At 70.2% G+C, this 19,100-nt stretch carries 21 protein-coding genes; 14 read left to right on the plus strand and 7 right to left on the minus strand.

The window, feature by feature from the left end; translation table 11 throughout:
• The first annotated feature begins 17 nt into the window (after positions 1-17).
• Positions 18-464 carry a DUF6228 family protein gene (locus BIV57_RS00935; RefSeq protein WP_071654628.1) on the plus strand — a complete coding sequence of 149 codons (447 nt, stop codon included), beginning with the start codon at positions 18-20 and terminating at the stop codon, positions 462-464.
• Here BIV57_RS00935 and istB read toward each other — a convergent pair.
• Both istB and istA read right to left on the minus strand, forming a co-directional pair.
• Complete coding sequence (istB, locus tag BIV57_RS00940) at positions 376-1,167, minus strand: IS21-like element helper ATPase IstB (RefSeq protein ID WP_272868237.1); 792 nt, start codon at positions 1,165-1,167, stop codon at positions 376-378. The genes BIV57_RS00935 and istB overlap by 89 nt on opposite strands.
• Positions 1,164-2,417 (minus strand): IS21 family transposase, encoded by a 1,254-nt coding sequence (gene istA / locus BIV57_RS00945; protein WP_071654720.1) that lies wholly within the window; start codon positions 2,415-2,417, stop codon positions 1,164-1,166. The genes istB and istA overlap by 4 nt, the downstream gene beginning before the upstream one ends.
• Before the next feature lie 300 nt (positions 2,418-2,717).
• Here istA and tsaA point away from each other — a divergent pair, with 300 nt between their 5' ends.
• Positions 2,718-3,149 (plus strand): tRNA (N6-threonylcarbamoyladenosine(37)-N6)-methyltransferase TrmO, encoded by a 432-nt coding sequence (tsaA, locus tag BIV57_RS00950; RefSeq protein WP_071654629.1) that lies wholly within the window; start codon positions 2,718-2,720, stop codon positions 3,147-3,149.
• A 682-nt stretch (positions 3,150-3,831) separates the two neighbouring features.
• Here the strand turns inward: tsaA and BIV57_RS00955 are convergent.
• On the minus strand, positions 3,832-4,734 hold the full coding sequence (locus BIV57_RS00955) for a sigma-70 family RNA polymerase sigma factor (protein ID WP_071654630.1): 903 nt from the start codon (positions 4,732-4,734) through the stop codon (positions 3,832-3,834).
• 92 nt (positions 4,735-4,826) lie between these two features.
• Here BIV57_RS00955 and BIV57_RS00960 point away from each other — a divergent pair, with 92 nt between their 5' ends.
• Together BIV57_RS00960 and BIV57_RS00965 are read left to right on the plus strand one after the other, a co-directional pair.
• The gene (locus tag BIV57_RS00960) at positions 4,827-5,858 is read left to right on the plus strand and encodes an ATP-binding cassette domain-containing protein (protein WP_079169906.1); all 1,032 of its coding nucleotides are present in this window, start codon (positions 4,827-4,829) and stop codon (positions 5,856-5,858) included.
• Positions 5,855-6,694 (plus strand): ABC transporter permease, encoded by an 840-nt coding sequence (locus tag BIV57_RS00965; RefSeq protein WP_071654631.1) that lies wholly within the window; start codon positions 5,855-5,857, stop codon positions 6,692-6,694. The genes BIV57_RS00960 and BIV57_RS00965 overlap by 4 nt, the downstream gene beginning before the upstream one ends.
• Before the next feature lie 125 nt (positions 6,695-6,819).
• Here the strand turns inward: BIV57_RS00965 and BIV57_RS00970 are convergent, their stop codons facing one another.
• A complete protein-coding gene (locus BIV57_RS00970) occupies positions 6,820-7,338 on the minus strand; it encodes a GNAT family N-acetyltransferase (RefSeq protein ID WP_071654632.1) in 519 nt (172 codons plus the stop codon).
• A 278-nt stretch (positions 7,339-7,616) separates the two neighbouring features.
• Between BIV57_RS00970 and BIV57_RS00975 the strand changes: the two genes are divergently transcribed.
• Positions 7,617-7,952, plus strand: coding sequence for an IS5/IS1182 family transposase (locus BIV57_RS00975; protein ID WP_071654633.1), 336 nt, complete (start codon positions 7,617-7,619; stop codon positions 7,950-7,952).
• Between the two features lie 14 nt (positions 7,953-7,966).
• Here the strand turns inward: BIV57_RS00975 and crcB are convergent, their stop codons facing one another.
• A complete protein-coding gene (crcB, locus tag BIV57_RS00980; RefSeq protein WP_071654634.1) occupies positions 7,967-8,353 on the minus strand; it encodes a fluoride efflux transporter CrcB in 387 nt (128 codons plus the stop codon).
• Positions 8,337-8,807, minus strand: coding sequence for a fluoride efflux transporter FluC (locus BIV57_RS00985; protein ID WP_071654635.1), 471 nt, complete (start codon positions 8,805-8,807; stop codon positions 8,337-8,339). Before BIV57_RS00985 ends, crcB begins: the two co-directional genes overlap by 17 nt.
• A 258-nt stretch (positions 8,808-9,065) precedes the next feature.
• On the opposite strand from BIV57_RS00985, the gene BIV57_RS00990 reads away from it, so the two are divergent.
• From BIV57_RS00990 to BIV57_RS01030, 9 genes are all read left to right on the plus strand, one after another.
• A complete protein-coding gene (locus tag BIV57_RS00990; RefSeq protein ID WP_245797377.1) occupies positions 9,066-10,019 on the plus strand; it encodes an urea transporter in 954 nt (317 codons plus the stop codon).
• A gap of 28 nt (positions 10,020-10,047) precedes the next feature.
• Positions 10,048-10,374 (plus strand): urease subunit gamma, encoded by a 327-nt coding sequence (locus BIV57_RS00995; protein ID WP_071654636.1) that lies wholly within the window; start codon positions 10,048-10,050, stop codon positions 10,372-10,374.
• Positions 10,371-11,216 (plus strand): sirohydrochlorin chelatase family protein, encoded by an 846-nt coding sequence (locus BIV57_RS01000; protein WP_071654637.1) that lies wholly within the window; start codon positions 10,371-10,373, stop codon positions 11,214-11,216. Before BIV57_RS00995 ends, BIV57_RS01000 begins: the two co-directional genes overlap by 4 nt.
• Positions 11,147-11,680 carry an urease subunit beta gene (locus tag BIV57_RS01005; RefSeq protein ID WP_071654638.1) on the plus strand — a complete coding sequence of 178 codons (534 nt, stop codon included), beginning with the start codon at positions 11,147-11,149 and terminating at the stop codon, positions 11,678-11,680. The genes BIV57_RS01000 and BIV57_RS01005 overlap by 70 nt, the downstream gene beginning before the upstream one ends.
• Positions 11,680-13,404 carry an urease subunit alpha gene (ureC, locus tag BIV57_RS01010; RefSeq protein WP_071654723.1) on the plus strand — a complete coding sequence of 575 codons (1,725 nt, stop codon included), beginning with the start codon at positions 11,680-11,682 and terminating at the stop codon, positions 13,402-13,404. Before BIV57_RS01005 ends, ureC begins: the two co-directional genes overlap by 1 nt.
• Positions 13,404-14,168, plus strand: coding sequence for an urease accessory protein UreF (locus tag BIV57_RS01015; RefSeq protein ID WP_079169909.1), 765 nt, complete (start codon positions 13,404-13,406; stop codon positions 14,166-14,168). Before ureC ends, BIV57_RS01015 begins: the two co-directional genes overlap by 1 nt.
• Before the next feature lie 63 nt (positions 14,169-14,231).
• On the plus strand, positions 14,232-14,852 hold the full coding sequence (ureG, locus tag BIV57_RS01020; protein ID WP_071654639.1) for an urease accessory protein UreG: 621 nt from the start codon (positions 14,232-14,234) through the stop codon (positions 14,850-14,852).
• 1 nt (position 14,853) lies between these two features.
• Entirely contained in the window at positions 14,854-15,798 is a 945-nt protein-coding gene (locus BIV57_RS01025) for an urease accessory protein UreD (RefSeq protein ID WP_071654640.1), read from the plus strand.
• Positions 15,799-15,865: 67 nt separating this feature from the next.
• The gene (locus BIV57_RS01030) at positions 15,866-17,194 is read left to right on the plus strand and encodes an ammonium transporter (RefSeq protein WP_071654725.1); all 1,329 of its coding nucleotides are present in this window, start codon (positions 15,866-15,868) and stop codon (positions 17,192-17,194) included.
• Positions 17,195-18,005: 811 nt separating this feature from the next.
• Here BIV57_RS01030 and BIV57_RS25715 read toward each other — a convergent pair.
• Complete coding sequence (locus BIV57_RS25715; protein WP_071654641.1) at positions 18,006-18,983, minus strand: restriction endonuclease; 978 nt, start codon at positions 18,981-18,983, stop codon at positions 18,006-18,008.
• Positions 18,984-19,100 lie beyond the last annotated feature (117 nt).

Genomic DNA, 19,100 nt, shown 5'->3' on the forward strand with positions numbered 1-19,100 from the left:
GACCTAACGTTTCGCAGATGATCCCCGAAGACACCGCCGACGTCATCGTCCGCTGCCAGCGCGACCGAACGGTGCATGTCCGGCTCTGTGACCGCTTCCGGGAAGACCAGGACTGCCTGCACTACGCCGTTGAGGCCAGCGCACCCGGTCTCAACGCCCGCGTTGACGCGGTGGCCGCCTGGAACTGGGACGCGGACCTGGCGCCCTTCTTGGACGAACTCGCCGCGGATTTCCGCGGATGGCGAGGCGAACGCGTATGGCAGACCGCCGACCGGGACCTTGCCGTCCGGGCCATCTTCCACTCCGGCGGCCACGTCGCGGTGAGCTGGACCCTCTGCCCGTGGCGGAACCCCACCGACGGCTGGAAGGCCACCGTCACGACCTGGCTGGAAGCCGGCGAGCAGATGTCCATACTCGCGGCCGACGTCCGGGATTTCCTCCACCACGAGCCCGAGACCACCTGAACCGAGCCGAACCTGTCGCATTCTGGCGCCACCTGACACAGGTTCGCCGGAACATGTGCGCTTTACCGAAGGGCTTGTTGCAGGTGACGATCACGCTCGCTCTCTCGTAGCGGTGCGATATCAGCTGGAAGAACAGGTTCGCGGCCTCGGCCTCGAACGGGATGTAGCCGACCTCGTCGACCACGATCAGCGGGATCCGGCCCAGCCGGGTCAGCTCCTCGCGCAGCCGGCCGGCGTGGTGGGCGGCGGCCAGGCGGTCCACCCACTCCGCGGCGGTGGCAAAGGCCACCCGGTGCCCGGCCTGGCAGGCCCGAACCCCCAGACCGGTGGCGATGTGGGTCTTGCCGGTGCCCGGCGGACCCAGGAGGATCGCGTTCTCCTTGCCGGCCAGGAAGTCCAACGTTCCCAGATGCGCCAGCTGTTGACGCGTGATGCCGCGCAGATGGGTGGCATCCAGCTGTTCCAGGGTCTTGACCGCGGGAAAGCGTGCGGCGCGGATCCGATTCTCGCCGCCGTGCGACTCGCGGGCGGAGACCTCGCGCTGCAGACAGGCCGTCAGAAACTCCAGGTGGCTCCAGGACTCGCCGGCGGCGCGTTCGGCGAGACGCTCGGCGGCCTCCCGGATCGCCGGGGCCTTCAGCGCGCGGGTCAAAAAGGCCAGGTCGGCCGCCGGCTGCCCGGTCCGGCGCTTGGTGGCACTCACCGCTGCTCCTTGCCCGGTGCCCGGCCGCCGTCGATGACGGTGAACAGCCGGTCGTAGCTGGCCAGCGGGCGCTGCTCGACCTCGACCGCGGCCGGATCGGCGGCCTGGGCCGGGGAGGTTCGCTGGGTGAGGAAGGCGGTGCGCAGGGCGCGTCCTGCGGCGGTGTGCTCGGGGTCGGTCAAGGTCTGGTGCCGGGCCCAGCAGCGTTCGTGCCGGGCGACCAGCTGCTCGCCCAGACGGGCGGTGACCTGCTCGGCGTCGATGCGCATGGTGATGCGCCGGCCGATGGCGGCGGGGTGGATGGAGTAGTCGTTGGTCTCGATGCGCACGTAGTGGTCGCGCGGCAGGCGCAGGCCGAACTGCCACCAGCGGGCCGGCTCGATGGGCGGCAGGGCGAGCATGCCGGCCCGGTCGGCCTCGAACCGGTCGGCGGGGCGGGCCTCGATGCTGCGGTGCCGGCGCCGGTTGGCGATCTGCAGCCAGTTGGTCAGCTGGGTGTTGAAGTCGGCCGGGGAGGTGAAGGTGCGGCCGGGCAGGAAGGAGGTCTCCAGATAGCCGTTGGCGCGCTCGACCAGGCCCTTGGCCTCCGGATCGCGGGGCCGGGCCTGGAAGACCTTGATTCCCAGCAGTCCGGCCAGGGCGGCGAACTCGACCGAGAGTTTCCCGCGCTGGCCGACGGCGGGTTCGTTGTCCCAGACCAGCATCTTGGGGACCGCGTTCCATCCGGTCAGCAGCCGCCAGTGGCCGTCGATGAGGTCGAACGCGCGGCGGGAGGGCAGCATGCGGGCGGCGATCACGCGGGAGTAGCCGGCCACCAGCACCAGGACCGGCGGGCTTCCGCTTTGGCCGAAGCCGAGGGGGATCTCGGCCGGCGGGAACCACAGGTCGCACTGGGCGATCTCGCCGGGTTGGTAGGTGGTGCGCGAGACCGGGTCCGGGGGCAGGAAGGCCGGGCGCAGCTCGCGGACACGCTCGTTGAGGATGGTCATCCCGCGGTCCCAGCCGATGCGCTCGGCGATCACGGTGGCGGGCATCGTCGGGGTGTCGGCGAGCAGCGTCTTGATCTCTTCTTCGACCGCGTCGACCGCCGAGCCCTTGGCGGCGCGGGTGTATTTCGGGGGTCGGTCGCTGGCCAGGGCCCGTTTGACGGTGTTGCGGGAGATCCCCAGGTCGCGGGCGATGGCACGGATGCCCTGGCCCTCGGAGCGGTGCAGGCGGCGGATCTCTGCCCAGTCCTCCACGTGGATCACCTTCTTCATCCTGACGCTGTGTCAGCATCAGGATGTCCGGATCACCACCAGGTGGATCATTTTTGATCCGCTGTAAGTGGATCAGTTTTCAAGCGCCGCCGACAACAGCCCCGAACCGGACCACTGCTGACCCCGGACCCGCAACCCCGCCCTCACACACCGGTGGCCACGAGCACAGCACGAGCCTTCCGCAACGGGTGCCGCGACTGTCACATCCGGTCCGCAAGCCGGCCCACGAGGGCACTGTGCCGCTGAACAATGGAACACGCGCCGCCAGCAAACGAACAAGGGAGACCTGCATTGCCCGCATACTCGCCCGACCCCAACGATCTTGCCCTGAAGCCGGTCGGCACGGTCGTGTCCGAGTTGACTGACCTCAAAGACGCTCCGCGGCAGGGCGACGAAGGCGCCCCTGAAGCATGGCTGGTGTTCGACGAGACCGTTCGTCCTGCACTGCAAGGCCTCACCGAGGGCAGTGACGTTCTCGTCCTGACCTGGCTCGATCGCAGCGACCGCTCAGTGACAGCAGTCCATCCCCGCGGCGACACCAGCCGCCCGCGCGCCGGCGTGTTCAGTACACGCTCGCCGGACCGACCGAACCCGATCGGACTTCATCAGGTCACGATCACCTCAATCGAGGAACTCCGCATCCGAGTCCGCAACCTCGAGGCACTGGACGGCACGCCCGTGCTCGACCTGAAGCCGCTCCTGGGCCCGACCGACGAACGATAGAACCTGCCTCAGAATCAGCCATCCCACCGTCGAGCGGGCGCTGAGGACCGAGGGATTGCGAGCCAGCCCGGGCGACGCAAAGCGTCTCTCAAGCGGTCCCTGAAGACGCGCCCCAAGCGCGACAGTGACCGCAGTTGGCCTGGGGCGCCCGCGGGCCTGGCTGAAGCAGATCCGCGGGCGCAGACGTCGGCTCCCACGCAGATCTGACGATGCGGCAGGTGACGAAGCCGATGATGACCTCTTCGGCAACGGCGTGCCGGGAGACCCAGAGTTCGGGGCCGCACGCGGTCCCGGATCCGCCACGGCGCACCCGGTTCGCCCGCGAAGCGATCGGCCGATCATCGGCAGCATCCCGACCCTGATGAGCGGCCGCCACCTCGCTACCTCCGTCCGCAACCACCGGTTGCCCCGACCATGAGCGCCGTGATCGACGACGCCGAATCACCACTCGTGGCGGCCTCCAGGCCCGACACCGAGCCGGCGCGGCCGGATGAACACGTCGCCGGGCCGGCCGGGGCGCCGGGACGGTCCTTGCTCGCGCAGCGACAGTCATCACCACCCCACCCATACGCCTGCGCAGCGAGCGCGACCCGCACCCGTAATTGAGGACCGCACTCGGAACCGCTCCCTGCGGCGTGCAGCAGCGGGCCGCGATCGCCCGCGACGTCGAGACCCGGGTGCCTCACGGCTCGTCAAGGACCGCCATGTCCAGGCGGCGCAGGCGCTGCGGGTCGGCGAAGATGTCAACCTCGGCAACACGTCCTCGACGCACCGTGAAGCCCAGGACCGCCACCGCCCGCCCGGCCGTCACCAGTACCAGGCCCGCCGTCCCGTTGACCAGCGCCCGACGCGGCGTCAGCGCCGGATGGCCGAAGCCGCCCGACTCCACCACCCGCCGCGCCACCTCCGGCGCCCCCCGCACCACCTCGACGCCCGCGGACCGTCCGCTGTCTGCCCGCACCACAGCGCCCGGGTCCAGCAGGGCCACCAAATCCTCGAACCGGCCCTGCCGGGCGGCCGCGTAGAACGCCTCCACCACCTCTCGCTGCCGGGACGGATCCGGCTCCGCGTCCGCCGCAGCGCCCCGCACCCGGCGCCGAGCCCGGCTCGCCAGCATCTTCGCCGCCGCCGTCGAGCGGCCCAGCAGCCGGCCGATCTCCGCGAACGGCACCCCGAAGGTGTCGTGCAGGACGAACGCGAGGCGCTCGGCGGGCGTGAGGGTGTCCAGCACCACCAGCATGGCCAGCCCGATCCCCTCCGCCAGCAGCGCCTCCGCCTCCGGGTCCTCCTCCCGACCGGCCGCCCCCCAGCGGCCGACCACCGGGTCGGGCAGCCGCTCCGGCAGCAGCTCCTCGCGCCGCGAGCCGCGCGCCCGCAGCAGATCCAGGCTCTCGCGCGCCACCACCGTGGTCAGCCAGCCGCCCAGGTTCGCCACCGCACCGACGTCCGCCCGCGCCAGTCGCAGCCACGCCCCCTGCACCGCGTCGTCCGCGTCCGACAGCGAGCCGAGCATCCGATACGCCACCGCCCGCAGCCGCGGGCGGTGCCCCTGGAACCGCCGCGCCAACCAGTCCCGCTCGTCCATCGCCGTTACCTTCCGCCGCCCCGGTCCGACACCCCACTGCTGATAAGTCGAAACGGAACCGGTCGGGGTAACACCCGGACAGGAGCAGCGACATGACATCCCACAGCCCCGCGGCGAGCGGCCGGCGGACCACCACCGAAGCCGACCCGACCACCGCACCACCCGTACTCCGGGCCTCCGGCCTCGTCAAGCACTACGGCAACACCCGGGCCCTCGACGGGCTCAACCTGGTCCTGCGACCCGGCCGCGTCGTCGCCCTGCTCGGCCCCAACGGCGCCGGCAAGACCACCTTCGTCCGGGCCGTCGCCACCCTACTGCGACCGGACGCCGGCGCCCTGGAGGTCGCCGGCGTCGACGCGCTGCGCCGGCCGGCCCAGGTACGCCAGATCATCGGCCTCGCCGGTCAGTTCGCCGCGGTCGAACCCGCCATGACCGGACGCGAGAACCTGGTGATGGTCGGCCGCCTCTTCGGCCTCAAAGGGAGCCGGGCCAAGGCGGCCGCCGCCTCCGTACTGCAGCGGATGGGCCTGACCGAGGACGCCGACCGGCTGGTCCGCGGCTACTCCGGCGGCCTGCGCCGCCGCCTCGACCTGGGCGCCAGCCTCGTCGGCACGCCCCGGCTGCTGCTGCTCGACGAGCCCACCACCGGCCTCGACCCCGGCAGCCGCATCCGGCTGTGGGACGCCATCCGCCAACTCGTCGCCGATGGCACCGACGTCCTTCTCACCACCCAGTACCTGGACGAGGCCGACCAACTGGCCGCCGACATCGTCATCATCGACCACGGCCGGGTGGTCGCCGCCGGAACCCCGGCCGAGCTGAAGGCCCTCGGCGGCGACGACGTCATCGAGGTGCACGTCCGCGACCCGCTCGCACTGGGGGAGGTGGCCGCCGTCCTCGCCACCGTCGGCGGCGAACCGCGCACCGACCCGGCCACCCGCCGCGCCTGGACCGCGGTGAGCGACGGCACCCGCCGCCTGATGGAGGCGATGCGCGCCCTGGACCGTACCGGAGTCCCGATCGACGACATCGCGCTCCGGCACCCCACCCTCGACGAGGTCTTCCTCACCCTGACCGGCCATCGCGCCGACGACGCATCCGTCCGGAAGGAGCAGCAGTCATGACCGCCCTGACCAACTCCGCCGCACCGGCCCCAACCGTCGACCCGCCCCGCGTCGGCGCCCGCTTCTGGCCCAGCAGCGCCCAGGTGGCGCAGCGCACCGTCCGCAAGTTCGTGCGCACCCCGCAGCTGATCGTCCTGGCGACCGTGCAGAGCGCAGTCTTCCTGGTGGTGTTCCGCTACATCTTCGGCGGCGCCATCAACGCCGGCCGGGGGCTGGGCTATGTCGACTTCCTGGTCCCCGGCTTCGTCACCACGCTCATCCTCTTCAACGGCATGAGTGCGGCGGCGGGCGTCGCCGAGGATGTCGAGAACGGCCTGTTCGACCGGCTGCGGTCACTGCCGATTCCGCGTGCCGCGGTACTCGCCGGCCGCGGCCTGGCCGACACCGCCCTGGTGGTGTGGGGCCTGTTCGTCGGCTCGGCGCTCGGGTTCGCCGTGGGCTTCCGGATGCACGCCTCGATCGGGCACGGGCTGGCGGCGTTCGGCCTCTGCGTTCTCTACGGATTCGCCTTCGAGTGGGTCTTCATCGCCATCGGACTGCTCTCCGGCACCGCACAGGCCGCGCAGGGCATGTCGGTGATGATGACGCTCTTCGTCTTCGTCTCCAGCGCGTACGTGCCGGTCGCCTCCATGCCGGGCTGGCTGCGCCCGGTAGCCGAGCACCAACCGGTCACACCCATGGTCGACGCGGTCCGCGCCCTGGCGGGCGGCCCACGGGTGCAGGCGCTGCTGCCGCACCCCACCACCTACTACGTCTGGGTGTCCCTGGTCTGGACCGCGGGGATCATCGCGGTCTTCGCCTCCCTCGCCGCGGCGCGCTTCTCCCGCCGCCGATGAGGTGTCAGATCACCGGGCAACCCCTGCGCTTGGTCGATCTGCGCGTTCGGTCCCGTCCCCCGTGCCAACGTGTCCTTGCAGGGCAGCGAGTCACCCGTCATGACCACCTCTGCTTGGCCAGGCGCTCACCGCCCTGCGAGCCACTCCGCCCGCACAAGTTCGAAGGAGCAGTCCGCGCGAGTCCCGGACGGCTTCCGCTGCTGTGCACCCAGGCGCGTCAGCAGCGCGCGCGAAGCAGTGTTGGCCTGGTCGCAGCCTGCCGTGACGCGTCGCAATCCGAGATCCTCGAAGAGGTAGGTCAAGAAAGCGGACGCCGCCTCGTATCCGTAACCCTGCCGGTGGTACGCCGGATGAAACTGAGAACCGACGTCACCTTCGAAATGAGTGGCAAGAAATACGCCGATGTCTCCGATGACGGTTCCGGACTCTTTCTGCTCAACGGCATACCCATGCCATGCGCCAACTTTGCGCTCGTCGATGGTGGACTGAGCGCTCAGGTAGCTCATTGCCTGCCCAACGCTCATCGCATCGCCACGCTGAAATTCCCGCACCTTCGGATCTGCCTGATATGCGCAGAAGTCCGCAAGGTCGCCTGGCGCGAACCGCCTAACGATCAGGCGGCTCGTATGCAGTGACTTGATCATGTGCGAATCTCCACGGCGAAAAGGGCGAGGTGAACCAAGAAAAATGGGGACTCTGCTCGGAGCGGTCATGGCGACGCTGGTTGACCATAGGTGCCACGTCGGCACTCGTCAACAGTGGGTCGGTCTCGAGTATTCAGCCACTCGATGAGGTTAGCTGATTAGGCCCGCTGACGTTTTGCTTTCGGCCAGTGGGGGCGGGGCAAGCACGCGGCCGGACCGCAGAAAAGGGGCCCCCGACCGGAGCCGCACGACCAAACCTTCGGCCGCTCCCGCGGCGGATGGACCACAAAAGTCGACTCCCGTCGTCCTTCGCCTCCCATCAGGCCTACTCCTCGAGAGCAATCCGGGCGCATCCGTGCCGCCGCGGCATCCGGGCGGTCACCCCCACCCCGGCCGATCAGCGCCCCCACCGGCTGCGCCGCGGCGGCCGCGGCGGCCGGGGCGGCCGGCCGCCGGCCTTCGAGCGCCAGGCCCGCAAGCTGCGCAACACCGTCGAGCGGCACATCAACCGCCTCAAGCTGTGGCGCGACCTTGCCGCTCGGTACGACAAGACCGCCACCATCTGCCTGGCCGGGATGGACATCGCGGGCACCTTCCTGCGGTCCGCCCGATGATCCAAAGACGCGCCCTAGCCCAGCGCTTGGGCGAGGGCGGCCCCGGCGAAGGAGGCTCCGAGGCCGGCCCCGGAAGTGAGCAGCAGGTACCAGACTGCGACTTTGACCCGTCGCTGCTGCTGCAGCGTCACCACTTCGCGGGCGAACGTCGACCAGGTCGACAACGCGCCACACAATCCGGTGGCCACCAGAAAGTGCATCCGCGTGTTCTCGCTTCCCTCGGCGACGCCCTCCTGGAAGGCGATCCCCAGCACCAGCGCTGCGAGGACGTTCGCCGTAAAGGTTCCCCACGGGATCACTGTCTGCCACAGGGACTTGACCACAGCCCCGATCGTGTAGCGCGCCACGGCCCCGACGGCGGCACCGACCAGGATCAGAACCCAATCATCCGCGCCGGCCATCGCCGTCCACCCTCTTGCCGTGCGGACGGACCAGCGCCACTCGCCCCAGCACAAAACCCGCCACCACAGCCGCCGGCGCCAGGCCCATCGTGAGCACCAGATCGGCCACGGCCTCACCCGACTTGCCTCTTTCGAACAGCAGTCGGGTGTCGTCGGTGAAGGTGGAGAAGGTGGTGTACCCGCCCAGCACCCCCGTACCGAGCGCCGGGTCAAGCAGCCGGGGAGCCCTGGTGAAGCGCTCGGTGAGCGCGACCGTGAGCACACCCATCATCAGGCAACCGGACAGGTTGATCACCAGGGTGGTCCACGGAAAGGCGGTGACGGGAGTCGGGTGGATCAACGAGATGCCGTAGCGGGCGGCGGCACCCACCGCCCCACCCGCAGCGACCACAAGCACAGCCGGGAGCCGCACGACGCGTAGGACGTGCGAAATAGGCGATGGAGGCGGGGACATGATCGCTTATATAGGCCCGAGTGTGCACAGTGCCGTGGAGGTGGGCACTCGCCGCGCGGAAGGACCACCCGACGGGGCGCATCGCTCCGCACCAGGCTCGGCGCGGAAGGCTTGCGTCGCCTTCACCCGTCTGTACGGGTGCCGCGTGTCCCGGCGCACCTTCCGTCGTTCGCTGGTGTATTTGTCTTGTCCTGGACGGCCTCGGCGGAATGCACCGCCCGAAGTATTCGTCATCGGGCAGGGAGCGGATCCGTGGACATCGCGAAAGGCACCGAATCCGCTGGCACTCCCACGCCTCTGACGCCGGCTTGGACATGGGTTCGCGGATTCGGGCAGGTCGACCTCCAGTCCAATGTCGTGACCGGGCTGCTGATCTGGGTCTCCCTCTGGGCGGCCGGGTGGGCCGTCGGGCTGTATGCCACGATCGGGGTGCTCGTCTCGACGCTCACCGCCCACCTCCTCGGCGGCGACGCGAAGGCTATCCGGCTCGGCCTCTACGGGTACTCGGGCTGCCTCGCCGGAATCGCCCTGGTGGTGAACCTGGGCGCGCATGTCTCGACGTTGGTGCTGACCGTGGTGGGCGCGGTGCTGTGCGCGATCCTCACTGCCGCGCTCAACACCTTCCTCGCCCCGCACGGGCTCACTGCGCTGACCGCGCCGTTCTGCCTGGTGTCTGGGGTGATGGTGCTCGGAGCCCCGTCGTTCGCACGGATCTGGCACGGCGCCCCGGACAGCGCCCGCGCCGGCACCGTCAGCGCAGGCACCGCGTTGACCTGGAACCAGGCCTGGCACGCGTTCTTCTGCAATGTCTCCCAGGTCTTCCTCGTCAACAGCTGGTACGTGGGACTGATCATGCTGGTGGGCCTGGCGTTCGCCGGCTGGGCGGTGTTCGCGTTCACCGCCGGCGGCAGCGTCGTCGGGACGCTCGCGGCCTGGGCGCTGGGCGCACCCGCGCAGCTCATCGGCAATGGGATCTACGGCTACAACGCGGTCCTGGTCGCGCTCGCGCTGGGCGCGGTACTTCTCGAGGCCTCGCCGTGGAGCGTCGGGTACGCGCTCGTCGGCGCCGCCGCCAGCGTCGGCCTGACCGCATCGGTCACCTCCCTCTTCACCACCTTCGGCGGCCATACCTTCACCTGGCCGTTCATCCTGATCACTTGGGGTTTCGTGCTGGCTGCCCCCGCGTTCTCGCGATTGGGCAAGTCCGCTTAGCAGCATCAATCCAGAAAGGTGTCGCACGATGAACCTGGCCCCTCGGGAGATCGACAAACTCCTGGTCTACGTTGTCGCCGATCTGGCGCGAAAGCGCCGGGACCGCGGCCTCAAGCTCAATTACAGCGAAGCGGTGGCGCTTGTCACCGAGGCAATCCTGGAGGGCGCCCGGGACGGGAAGAGCGTCGCGGACTGCATGGAGCTGGGCCGCACCGTGGTGACGGTCGATCAGACCATGCCCGGGGTGAAGGAGATGCTCCCGCTCCTGCAGGTCGAGGCGGGCTTCGTCGACGGCACCAAACTGGTCTCCTGCCACGATCCGATCACCAGCGCCCGGAAGCGCGCGAAGAAGTGACGCGGCCGCCCGCGGTGATCGCCGTCGCCGGCTACGAGAGCGCCTTCGGGGAGGCGCTGCGCGGCCTGATGCCCGCCGGGGTCGAGGTGGCCGCCCGCGGGCGCGAACTGCACCGGCTGGCCGCCGGCCTGACGGGCCGCGGACAGGTGGTGTGCGTGGTGCCGATGACGCTCGGCCGCGACCCGCGGCTCGTCGCGGACACTGCCCGGACGCTGCTGGCGCTGCCCGCAGCGCAGCGTGCGGGGGTGATGCTCAGCGCGCCGTTCGGGACGCCCGTGCACCTGATCGGCTGGCTGCGTGGCCTCGCCCGGCGGACGCCCGCCGACCACGCACTCCTGGTCACCGCCCCGACCGGCGGCATCGACGAGGACGCCGAGCTGTTCCGGATCAGCCGGACGGTGCGCCAGTACGGCCGCCACCGGCTGGTGGAGACCGCGCTGGCCGGCGGCGACCCCGATCCGGCGGAGGGTGTGCGGCGCTGCCGCCTGCTCGGCGCGCGCCGGGTCGCGCTCCTGCCCGCCGCCTTCGGCACGGCCGAGGCCCCGGCCGGTGCGGCTCCGGCGGACGGCACCGTCCGGGCGGTCGGCCCCCTGCTGGGCCCGGCCGGGCTCGCCGGCGTCCTGCGGGCCCGGGTGGCAGAGGCCGTGCACCGCCGCGAGCACGGGATCGACGGACTGGCCGCCGGTGCCGCCGCCGACCACGACCACGGCCCGGCCCACAGCCACGGGCCGGACGCCGACCACGACCATTCCCGCACCCCAGGAGCAGCAGCATGCCCTTCGAGCAGAAGTACCTCTACGGCGACGGCGACATCGAGATCAACGCCGGCCGCCGCACACTGACCTGTCGGGTCAGCAACACCGGCGACCGTGCCGTCCAGGTCGGCTCGCACTACCACTTCTTCGAGGTCAACTCCGCCCTCGACTTCGACCGGGACGCAGCCCTCGGCATGCACCTGAACATTCCTGCCGGCACCTCGGTGCGTTTCGAGCCCGGCGGGACCCGCGAGGTCGAACTGTGCACCTACGCCGGCACCGGCCGCCTCATCGGCTTCAGCGGACTGTTCAACGGCAGCGTCGCCTCCCGCCCCGCGCGCGTCGAGGCCGTCCGCAAAGCCCTGGAGCTGGGCTTCCACGGCGCGACCGAGCCCGCGCCGCGCACCGCCCCGGGCCGGGCCGCGAAGGCGAAACCCGCGAACGCCAAGCCCGCAGCCGCCAAACGCGCCACCGCCAAGCGCGCCACCGCGAAGCCTGCGGCGGCCAAGTCCGCGAACGCCAAGTCCGCCAAGAAGAAGGGCGGTCGATGATGCCGATCATCCCGCGCAAGCAGTACACCGACATGTTCGGCCCCACCCGGGGCGACCGCTTCTATCTGGGCGACACCAACCTGCTCGTCGAGGTCGAGAAGGACTTCAGCGAAGGCCTGTACGGTGACGAGATCGTCTACGGCGGCGGGAAGACGATGCGCGACGGCATGGGCGCCGATCCCCAGGCCACCGTCGCCGAGGGCGCCCTGGACACGGTCGTCACCAATGTCGTGGTCATCGACCCGATGGTCGGCGTCGTCAAGTGCGACATCGGCATCAAGGACGGGATGATCGTCGGCATCGGCAAGTCCGGCAACCCGCGCACCCAGAACGGTGTCGACCCGCGTCTGGTCGTCGGAGCCGGCACCGAGGCGATCTCCGGCGAGCACCTGATCGCCACGGCCGGCGCAATGGACACCCATATCCACCTGATCTCCCCCCAGCAGGCCGAGAACGCCCTGGCCAACGGCATCACCAGCCTGATCGGCGGGGGCACCGGACCCGCCGACGGCAGCAACGGCTGCACCACCACCCCCGGACCGTGGAACATCTCTCGGATGCTGCAGGCCGTCGAGGACCTGCCGGTCAACGTCGGGATCATGGGCAAGTCCAACGCCAGCATGCCCGGAGCCCTGGCGGAGCAGATCGAGGCCGGCGCCTGCGGCATGAAGATCCACGAGGACTGGGGCGCCACCCCCGCGGTCATCGACACCTCGCTGACCGTCGCCGACGACTACGACGTGCAGGTGTCCATCCACACCGACACCCTCAACGAGAGCGGCTTCTTCGAAGACACCCGCTCCGCCTTCGATGGCCGCACCATCCACACCTTCCACAGCGAGGGCGCCGGCGGCGGCCATGCCCCGGACATCCTGCGGGTGGTCGGCGAACCCAACTGCCTGCCGTCCTCCACCAACCCGACACTGCCCTACACCGTCAACTCCATCGACGAGCTGCTGGACATGGTGATGGTCTGCCACCACCTCAGCCACGACATCCCCGAAGACGTCGCCTTCGCCGACAGCCGGGTGCGCGCCGAGACCATCGCCGCCGAGACGGTGCTGCACGACCTCGGCGCGATCAGCATCTTTTCCTCCGACTCCCAAGCCATGGGCCGCATCGGCGAGTCTATGACCCGCGCCTTCCAGACCGCGCACCACTGCAAGGACAAGCGCGGCCCGCTGGAGGGCGACAGCGAGCGCAACGACAACCAGCGGGTGCTGCGCTACCTCGCCAAGCTGACGATCAATCCGGCCCGAGCCTCCGGCACCGCGGACTACGTGGGCTCCATCGAGGCCGGCAAGCTCGCCGACATCGTGCTGTGGCCGATCCACTCCTTCGCCGCCAAACCCAAGCTGGTCATCAAGGGCGGCATCATCTCCTGGGCCCAGATGGGCGACCCCAACGCCTCGCTGCCCACCCCGCAGCCCGTCTACATGCGGCCGATGTACGGGCAGCGCGGCAAGGCCCTGCCGGCCACCCACGCGACATTCCTGTCGCAGGCCGCCATCGCCGCCGGCGTCCCGGACGAACTCGGGCTGGAGCGGATGACGCTGCCGGTGCGCGGAACCCGCACCATCGGCAAGCAGAACATGTGCCGCAATGACGCGCTGCCGCGTATCGCGGTCGACCCGGAGACCTACCGGGTCACCCTGGACGGCGAGGTCGCCACCATCGAGCCGGCCGCCAGGCTGCCCCTCAACCAGCTGTACTTCCTGGCCTGATGGCCGCCTTCCAGGACCCGGACGGGGCCGCCGCCGTGCGGGAGGCGGCAGCCGGCCACGGCGCCGCGGCCGCGCCCGGCGGCCTCGCGCAGCTGCTGGTCAGCCTGCAGTTGTCCGACTCGGCCTTCCCCACCGGCTACTACACCCTCTCGCACGGCCTGGAGGGCTACGCACAGGCCCGTGCCCTGGACGCCGAGCGCCTCCCGCTGCTGCTGGAGGACCAGCTGCTGCATGGCGTCGGCCCGTCCGACGCCACCGCGCTGGCCCACGCCCACCGCGCCGCGGCGGCCGGTGACTGGGCGCGGGTGGCCGCCGTCGACACCCGACTGGACGCCGCGAAGCTCAGCCGGGAGATCCGGGTGGCCGCCACCCGGACCGGGCGCCAGCTGCTCTCCCTCGCCGACGAGGTGTTTACCCTGCCCGGGACCGCCGCCTACCGGCAAATCGTCCAGGACGGCGGCGCCCCCGGCTCACAGGCCGTGGTGGCAGGGGTGGTCTACGCGGGCACCCGCGTTCCCGTCGCCCAGGCCGTGGCCTCCGATCTCTTCGCCTTCTGCGCCAGCTTTGCCGGCGCGGCGCTGCGGCTGCGGCTCGCCGACCACCGCCAGGCGCAGGTGCTGCTGCGCCGGGCGGCGCCCGTCATCGAGGAGGCGACCCGGGAGGCGCTCGGCCGCGACCTCGCCGACCTGGGCGCGACTGTCTTCGCCGTCGACGTCATGTCGGCCCGCCACGAACGCGCGGAGGCCCGGCTCTTCGCAAGCTGAGGCACCGTCCGGCCCGCCCCTCACCGATCCCCGTACCGCACCCTTCCGGGAGGACACCCCACCATGGACGACACCGTCTTTCGCATCGGCATCGGAGGCCCCGTCGGCTCCGGCAAGACCGCGCTCATCGAGGCCCTGGTGCCCCTGATGATCGAGCGCGGCCACCGGCCCGCCGTGATCACCAACGACATCTACACCCAGGAGGACGCCGAGCACGTCCGCCGCACCCTCGCCGGCATGCTGGAGCCCGAGCGCATCGTCGGCGTGGAGACCGGCGCCTGCCCGCACACCGCGGTGCGCGACGACCCGACGATGAACCTGGCCGCCGGCGCCGAACTGATCCACCGCTTCCCCGACACCGACACCCTCCTGTACGAAAGCGGCGGCGACAACCTTACCCTGACGTTCAGTCCGGCCCTCGTCGACCTCTTCGTCTTCGTCCTGGACACCGCCGAGGGCGAGAAGATGCCCCGCAAGCGTGGCCCGGGCATCACCGACTCCGACCTGCTGGTTATCAACAAGACCGACATCGCCCAGTACGTGCGGACCGACATCGCCGTCATGGAGGCGGACGCCAACCGGGTGCGCGAGGGCCGGCCGGTCATCCTCACCGACTGCCTCGCCGGCCGCGGCATCGACCACGTCGCCGACTTCCTCGACAGCCGCCGCAAGGCGCTGATCTGACATGGCCGCCGCCGTCGACCGGCTCGCGCCGGAGCACTACGAGCCGGATCGCATCCCGCCCGAGATCGCCGAACTGTCCTCGGTCCCTGACACCCTGCGCCCCGGCTCCCCGGCCAAGGTGGGCATCCTCGACCTGGGCTTCGCCCGCACCGGGGACAGCCGCACCGAGCTGGTCGAGCGGTACCAGAAGACACCCCTGCAGCTGATGCGGCCGCTGTACATCGACCCGCACCGCCCCGGCATGCCGTACGCGTACCTGATGGCCACCGGCGGCGGCACCGCCCAGGCAGACCGCTACCGCATCGACGTCCGCTGCGGCCCCGACGCGGAGGCCCATCTGACGACCCAGGCGGCCACCAAGGTCTACCGGATGGAACACGACTACGCCACGCAGCAGGTTCGGCTCTCGGCCGACGAGGGCGCCCTGCTGGAGTACCTGCCCGACCCGCTCATCCCGTTCGCCGACAGCCGCTACTACCAGCAGACCCGGGTGACCGTCGCACCCGGTGCGACCGTGGTGCTGGGGGAGACGGTGACGGCCGGCCGACTGGCCCGCGGCGAGCGGCACAACTACCGGGTGCTCGCCACCGACCTTGAGGTCACCCGCCCCGACGGCACGCTGCTGGCCCTCGACGCGCTCCGGCTGCAACCCGGCCGCGGACGCGGCGTCCTGGGCCCCGGGGTCCTCGACCGCCATGACCACGTCGGCTCCTACTACGTGGTCACCGACCGCCGTCCGGCCCGCGAGGTGGCAGATGCCCTGCACGAAGCGCTCGCTGGCGCCGACGTCCGCTACGGGGTGAGCACCCTGCCCGGGGACTGCGGCGCCTGGGTCCGGTTGCTCGGCGACAGCCCGCCCCGGATCGCCGACGCCGGCCGGGCCCTGTGGGACGCCACCCGACAGCTGCTCACCGGCCACCCCGCACCGGACCTCCGCAAACCCTGACCTGCACCCCACCCGAGGTGACCACGTGACGATCCCCGCGTCCTCACTGCTGGCGGCCGCCCCGCCGATGCCCCGCGCCTACGACTCCGGCGACACCGCCTGGCTGCTCGCGGCCACCGCGATGGTGCTGCTGATGACACCGGCGCTCGCCTTCTTCTACGGCGGTATGGTGCGCACCAAGTACCTGCTGCTGATGCTGAAGATGAGCTTCGCCTGCCTGGCCTTCGTCACCCTGCTGTGGTGGGCCGTTGGCTACTCGCTCGCCTTCGGGCCCGACGTGGGCGGAGTCGGCCTGATCGGCAACCTCGACCACGCCTTCCTGCGGGGCGTCAACCTCAACACCCTCACCGGGCACATCCCCACCTATGTCTTCAGCACCTTCCAGATGGGCTTCGCCATCGTCACCACCGCCTTGATCAGCGGTTCGATCGCGGGGCGCGCGACCATGCGGGGCTGGCTGGTCTTCTCCGCCCTGTGGCTGCTGTTTGACTACGTGCCGATTGCCCACTGGGTCTTCGACAAGCAGGGCTGGATCGTCCACCACCTCGGCGCCCTGGACTTCGCCGGCGGACTTCCCGTCGAACTCAACTCCGGCGTCGCAGGCCTGGCGGCAGCCCTGGTCGTGCGCGGACCCAAGGACTTCGCCCAGCGCGAGGAGCGACCCAACAACATCCCCCTGGTCATCATCGGCGTCGCACTGCTGTGGTTCGGCTGGCTCGGCTTCAACAGCGGCTCCGCGCTGGCCGACCGTGGCACCGCAGGTGCCGCCTTCCTCAACACCCAACTCGGCGCCGCCGCCGCGATGGTCACCTGGCCACTGGTGGAGCAATACCGCACCCGCAGGGTGACCATGCTGGGCGTCGGTTCGGCAGCCGTGGCCGGCATGGTCGCCATCACCCCTGCGTGCGGCGAGATCAGCCCCCTCGGGGCGGTGATCACCGGGCTGGTCGCGGGCGCGCTGTGCGCCTGGGCCATCACCTGGAAGTACCGCATTGGAGTGGACGACACCCTGGACGTGGTCGGCGTGCACGGCGCCGGCGGTCTCATCGGCGTGGTCATGGTCGGACTGCTGGCCACATCCCGCATCAGCGGCAAGAAAGGCCTCTTCTACGGCGGCGGTGCCGGACTGCTCTGGCGCCAACTGGTGGCCGTCGCGGCCGTGCTCGCCTTCTCGTTCGTGATGACCTGGCTGCTGGCCCGCCTTGTCCAGGCGATCATCGGCTTCTCCGCGCCCAACCCCTACCAGAACGTTCCAGGCGAGGACCGTGAACATGCCTACGACTTCCAGACCGCCGAGCGCCTCGGCGCATTGCTAGGCCGCGGTACCCCAGCAGAACGCAAGGAGGTCATCGACGGCCTCACCGCCACGTTGCAGCGCATCCGCGACCGGAGCTGACGCAGCGAGCTGTAAACCGCGCCCCACAATGGTCCGGTGCCCGGTGCGGCATCCCGTCCCCCAGACACGCGGCCGCACCCTTGGCCCCGGCCTCTCGACCGAGCTGCCGGACCGGATGAGGCACCGTCAGGATCGGCGGCGGCGCCCGGTGACAGCCTCCTTCGTCAGCCAGCTCACCCCCGAGCGGCGGAGGGCCGGTTCTCTGCGCTTAACCGCCCCTCGGGGTTCCGTATCACGGGACCTGGTGCCGCCGAGCCTGGGCGTGCGGTGGCCGGGCGTCCCCGAGACGAGCCCGGCCACCGGTGCCGCTGCTCGGGGGCCGGGAGCCGGCGGTCTCCGGTCATCTGTCCCGCATCCGGCCCCCTACACGGCCTTGTTCCGGACAAGTTGGCCATCTATCGGCCGCCCAGGGGTGGATGCTTCCGCTGGCCGCGAATGGTAGGAGGATCGCGGTTCGGTCGCGGGCGGGTCCGCGGCTGACGGGCTCCGGGCCGCGCGGAGTGGGCGAGGCCTTTGTCACGACCGGCCGCACTCCATTCGGCGCGCGTCCAGCGGAGAGCCTGCGGATCCGTGGCCGCCAGGTTCGGCACTCCCGCCACGGACGCCAACTGGCAGCGGAGACCGTGCGAGCGCACCGTGCCCGCTGACAAGCGCGCGATCCGCCTCTATCTGGTCTCCGGCATGAATCATGGCGTCGGCCGGAAACCGGCCCAGGTCGTCGTCGACGTCAGTCGCAGCCGGAAGCGGCGGGGACTGCCACGTAGATCGGCCGCCTCACCCAACCCGACCCCTCCTGCCAAGAACTCAACCCCTACGTCGGAAGCCCCAGGACTTCCGTGAGCGGCTGGCCCCACGTGGCCCACTGCTCAAGCCTCCGAGCCCCGATCAGATGGATCTTCTGGCTGTCGGCGAAGCGCCGGGCGGGCAGCGAGAAGCTTCCGTTGGTCATCGCGACCACGAGGTCGGCATTGTGGACCGGCCGAGCGGTGCCATTAAGTCGCTGCAGGTCAGGTGAGCCGATCGCACCGGAACTGGCAGACCGATGCTTGCACTGAATCACGACGACCTTGCCCTTAGGACTCTGTGCGATGACGTCTGCACCAAGGTCGCCGGCGCCTCCACCCGAGCGTGTCACCTGATACCCATCCCGCATGAGATCGGCAGCAAGTTGCTCGAACTCCGAGTGGTGCAGCGCGTGAATCTGCTCAAGTATCACACTCGCTTCGGAGCGGATGAACGCCATTCGGCGGGCGTCAAGCATCGCGATGCGATGCAGTTCCTCAGTGTCGGCATCCAGCAGTGTCTCGATCCGAGCGTCTGCGTCTCGGTACTGGGACCACAGCGGCATCAGCATCTCGAAGTGCGAAGGGCCACTGGCTGCAGCCGTCTCCGTGTGGTTCCGCACGATGGAATTGCCGAATGTCTCCTTCATCGCCTTGAAGGCGGCCCAGGCTTCACTCAACGCCTGCTCGGCTTCGGTGATCTCCTCGATCGCCGCATCGGCGAGCCGCCCTGCGGCTGCCCGGCAGAGGTCCGCGATCGGCTTCGGAGTGTCAGTCATAGCAGCGGCCTGACGCGCTGTCGCTTCCGTCTTCTCCCTGGTCACGCACTGCAGGTGGTCGTGCAGTGTCCTCACGATGGCGGAGGCGTAGTTCGCCTCAGTCGTGTAGATGAAGGAAGCGAGCAACTGATCCTGCGTGGCCTTGCCGATGTCGTTGCCGAGAAGGTGCCTGAAGTCCTTGTCTGCGTAGCGGTGCGGACGAATCTTGCCGAGCTGCTTGATGATCACCCGCAGAACCTACAGCGTGCCACTGACGGTCAACTCCGCAGGTCAGAGGCGAGATGTTTGGAAACATCGCGGCCTCTCCCGGTTGGCGCGCCAAGACCTGCTGCGCGGTGAACGACG

The sequence above is a fragment of the Mangrovactinospora gilvigrisea genome, from assembly GCF_001879105.1.
GTDB lineage: Bacteria > Actinomycetota > Actinomycetes > Streptomycetales > Streptomycetaceae > Mangrovactinospora > Mangrovactinospora gilvigrisea.

Coding starts and splice junctions, on each gene's coding strand:
- BIV57_RS00935 (WP_071654628.1), top strand. CDS start 18: ATGATCCCCGAAGACACCGCCGACGTCATCGTCCGCTGCCAGCGCGAC.
- BIV57_RS00955 (WP_071654630.1), bottom strand. CDS start 4,734: ATGGACGAGCGGGACTGGTTGGCGCGGCGGTTCCAGGGGCACCGCCCG.
- BIV57_RS00960 (WP_079169906.1), top strand. CDS start 4,827: ATGACATCCCACAGCCCCGCGGCGAGCGGCCGGCGGACCACCACCGAA.
- BIV57_RS00965 (WP_071654631.1), top strand. CDS start 5,855: ATGACCGCCCTGACCAACTCCGCCGCACCGGCCCCAACCGTCGACCCG.
- BIV57_RS00970 (WP_071654632.1), bottom strand. CDS start 7,338: ATGATCAAGTCACTGCATACGAGCCGCCTGATCGTTAGGCGGTTCGCG.
- BIV57_RS00975 (WP_071654633.1), top strand. CDS start 7,617: ATGGACCACAAAAGTCGACTCCCGTCGTCCTTCGCCTCCCATCAGGCC.
- crcB (WP_071654634.1), bottom strand. CDS start 8,353: ATGGCCGGCGCGGATGATTGGGTTCTGATCCTGGTCGGTGCCGCCGTC.
- BIV57_RS00985 (WP_071654635.1), bottom strand. CDS start 8,807: ATGTCCCCGCCTCCATCGCCTATTTCGCACGTCCTACGCGTCGTGCGG.
- BIV57_RS00995 (WP_071654636.1), top strand. CDS start 10,048: ATGAACCTGGCCCCTCGGGAGATCGACAAACTCCTGGTCTACGTTGTC.
- BIV57_RS01005 (WP_071654638.1), top strand. CDS start 11,147: ATGCCCTTCGAGCAGAAGTACCTCTACGGCGACGGCGACATCGAGATC.
- ureC (WP_071654723.1), top strand. CDS start 11,680: ATGCCGATCATCCCGCGCAAGCAGTACACCGACATGTTCGGCCCCACC.
- BIV57_RS01015 (WP_079169909.1), top strand. CDS start 13,404: ATGGCCGCCTTCCAGGACCCGGACGGGGCCGCCGCCGTGCGGGAGGCG.
- ureG (WP_071654639.1), top strand. CDS start 14,232: ATGGACGACACCGTCTTTCGCATCGGCATCGGAGGCCCCGTCGGCTCC.
- BIV57_RS01025 (WP_071654640.1), top strand. CDS start 14,854: ATGGCCGCCGCCGTCGACCGGCTCGCGCCGGAGCACTACGAGCCGGAT.
- BIV57_RS01030 (WP_071654725.1), top strand. CDS start 15,866: ATGCCCCGCGCCTACGACTCCGGCGACACCGCCTGGCTGCTCGCGGCC.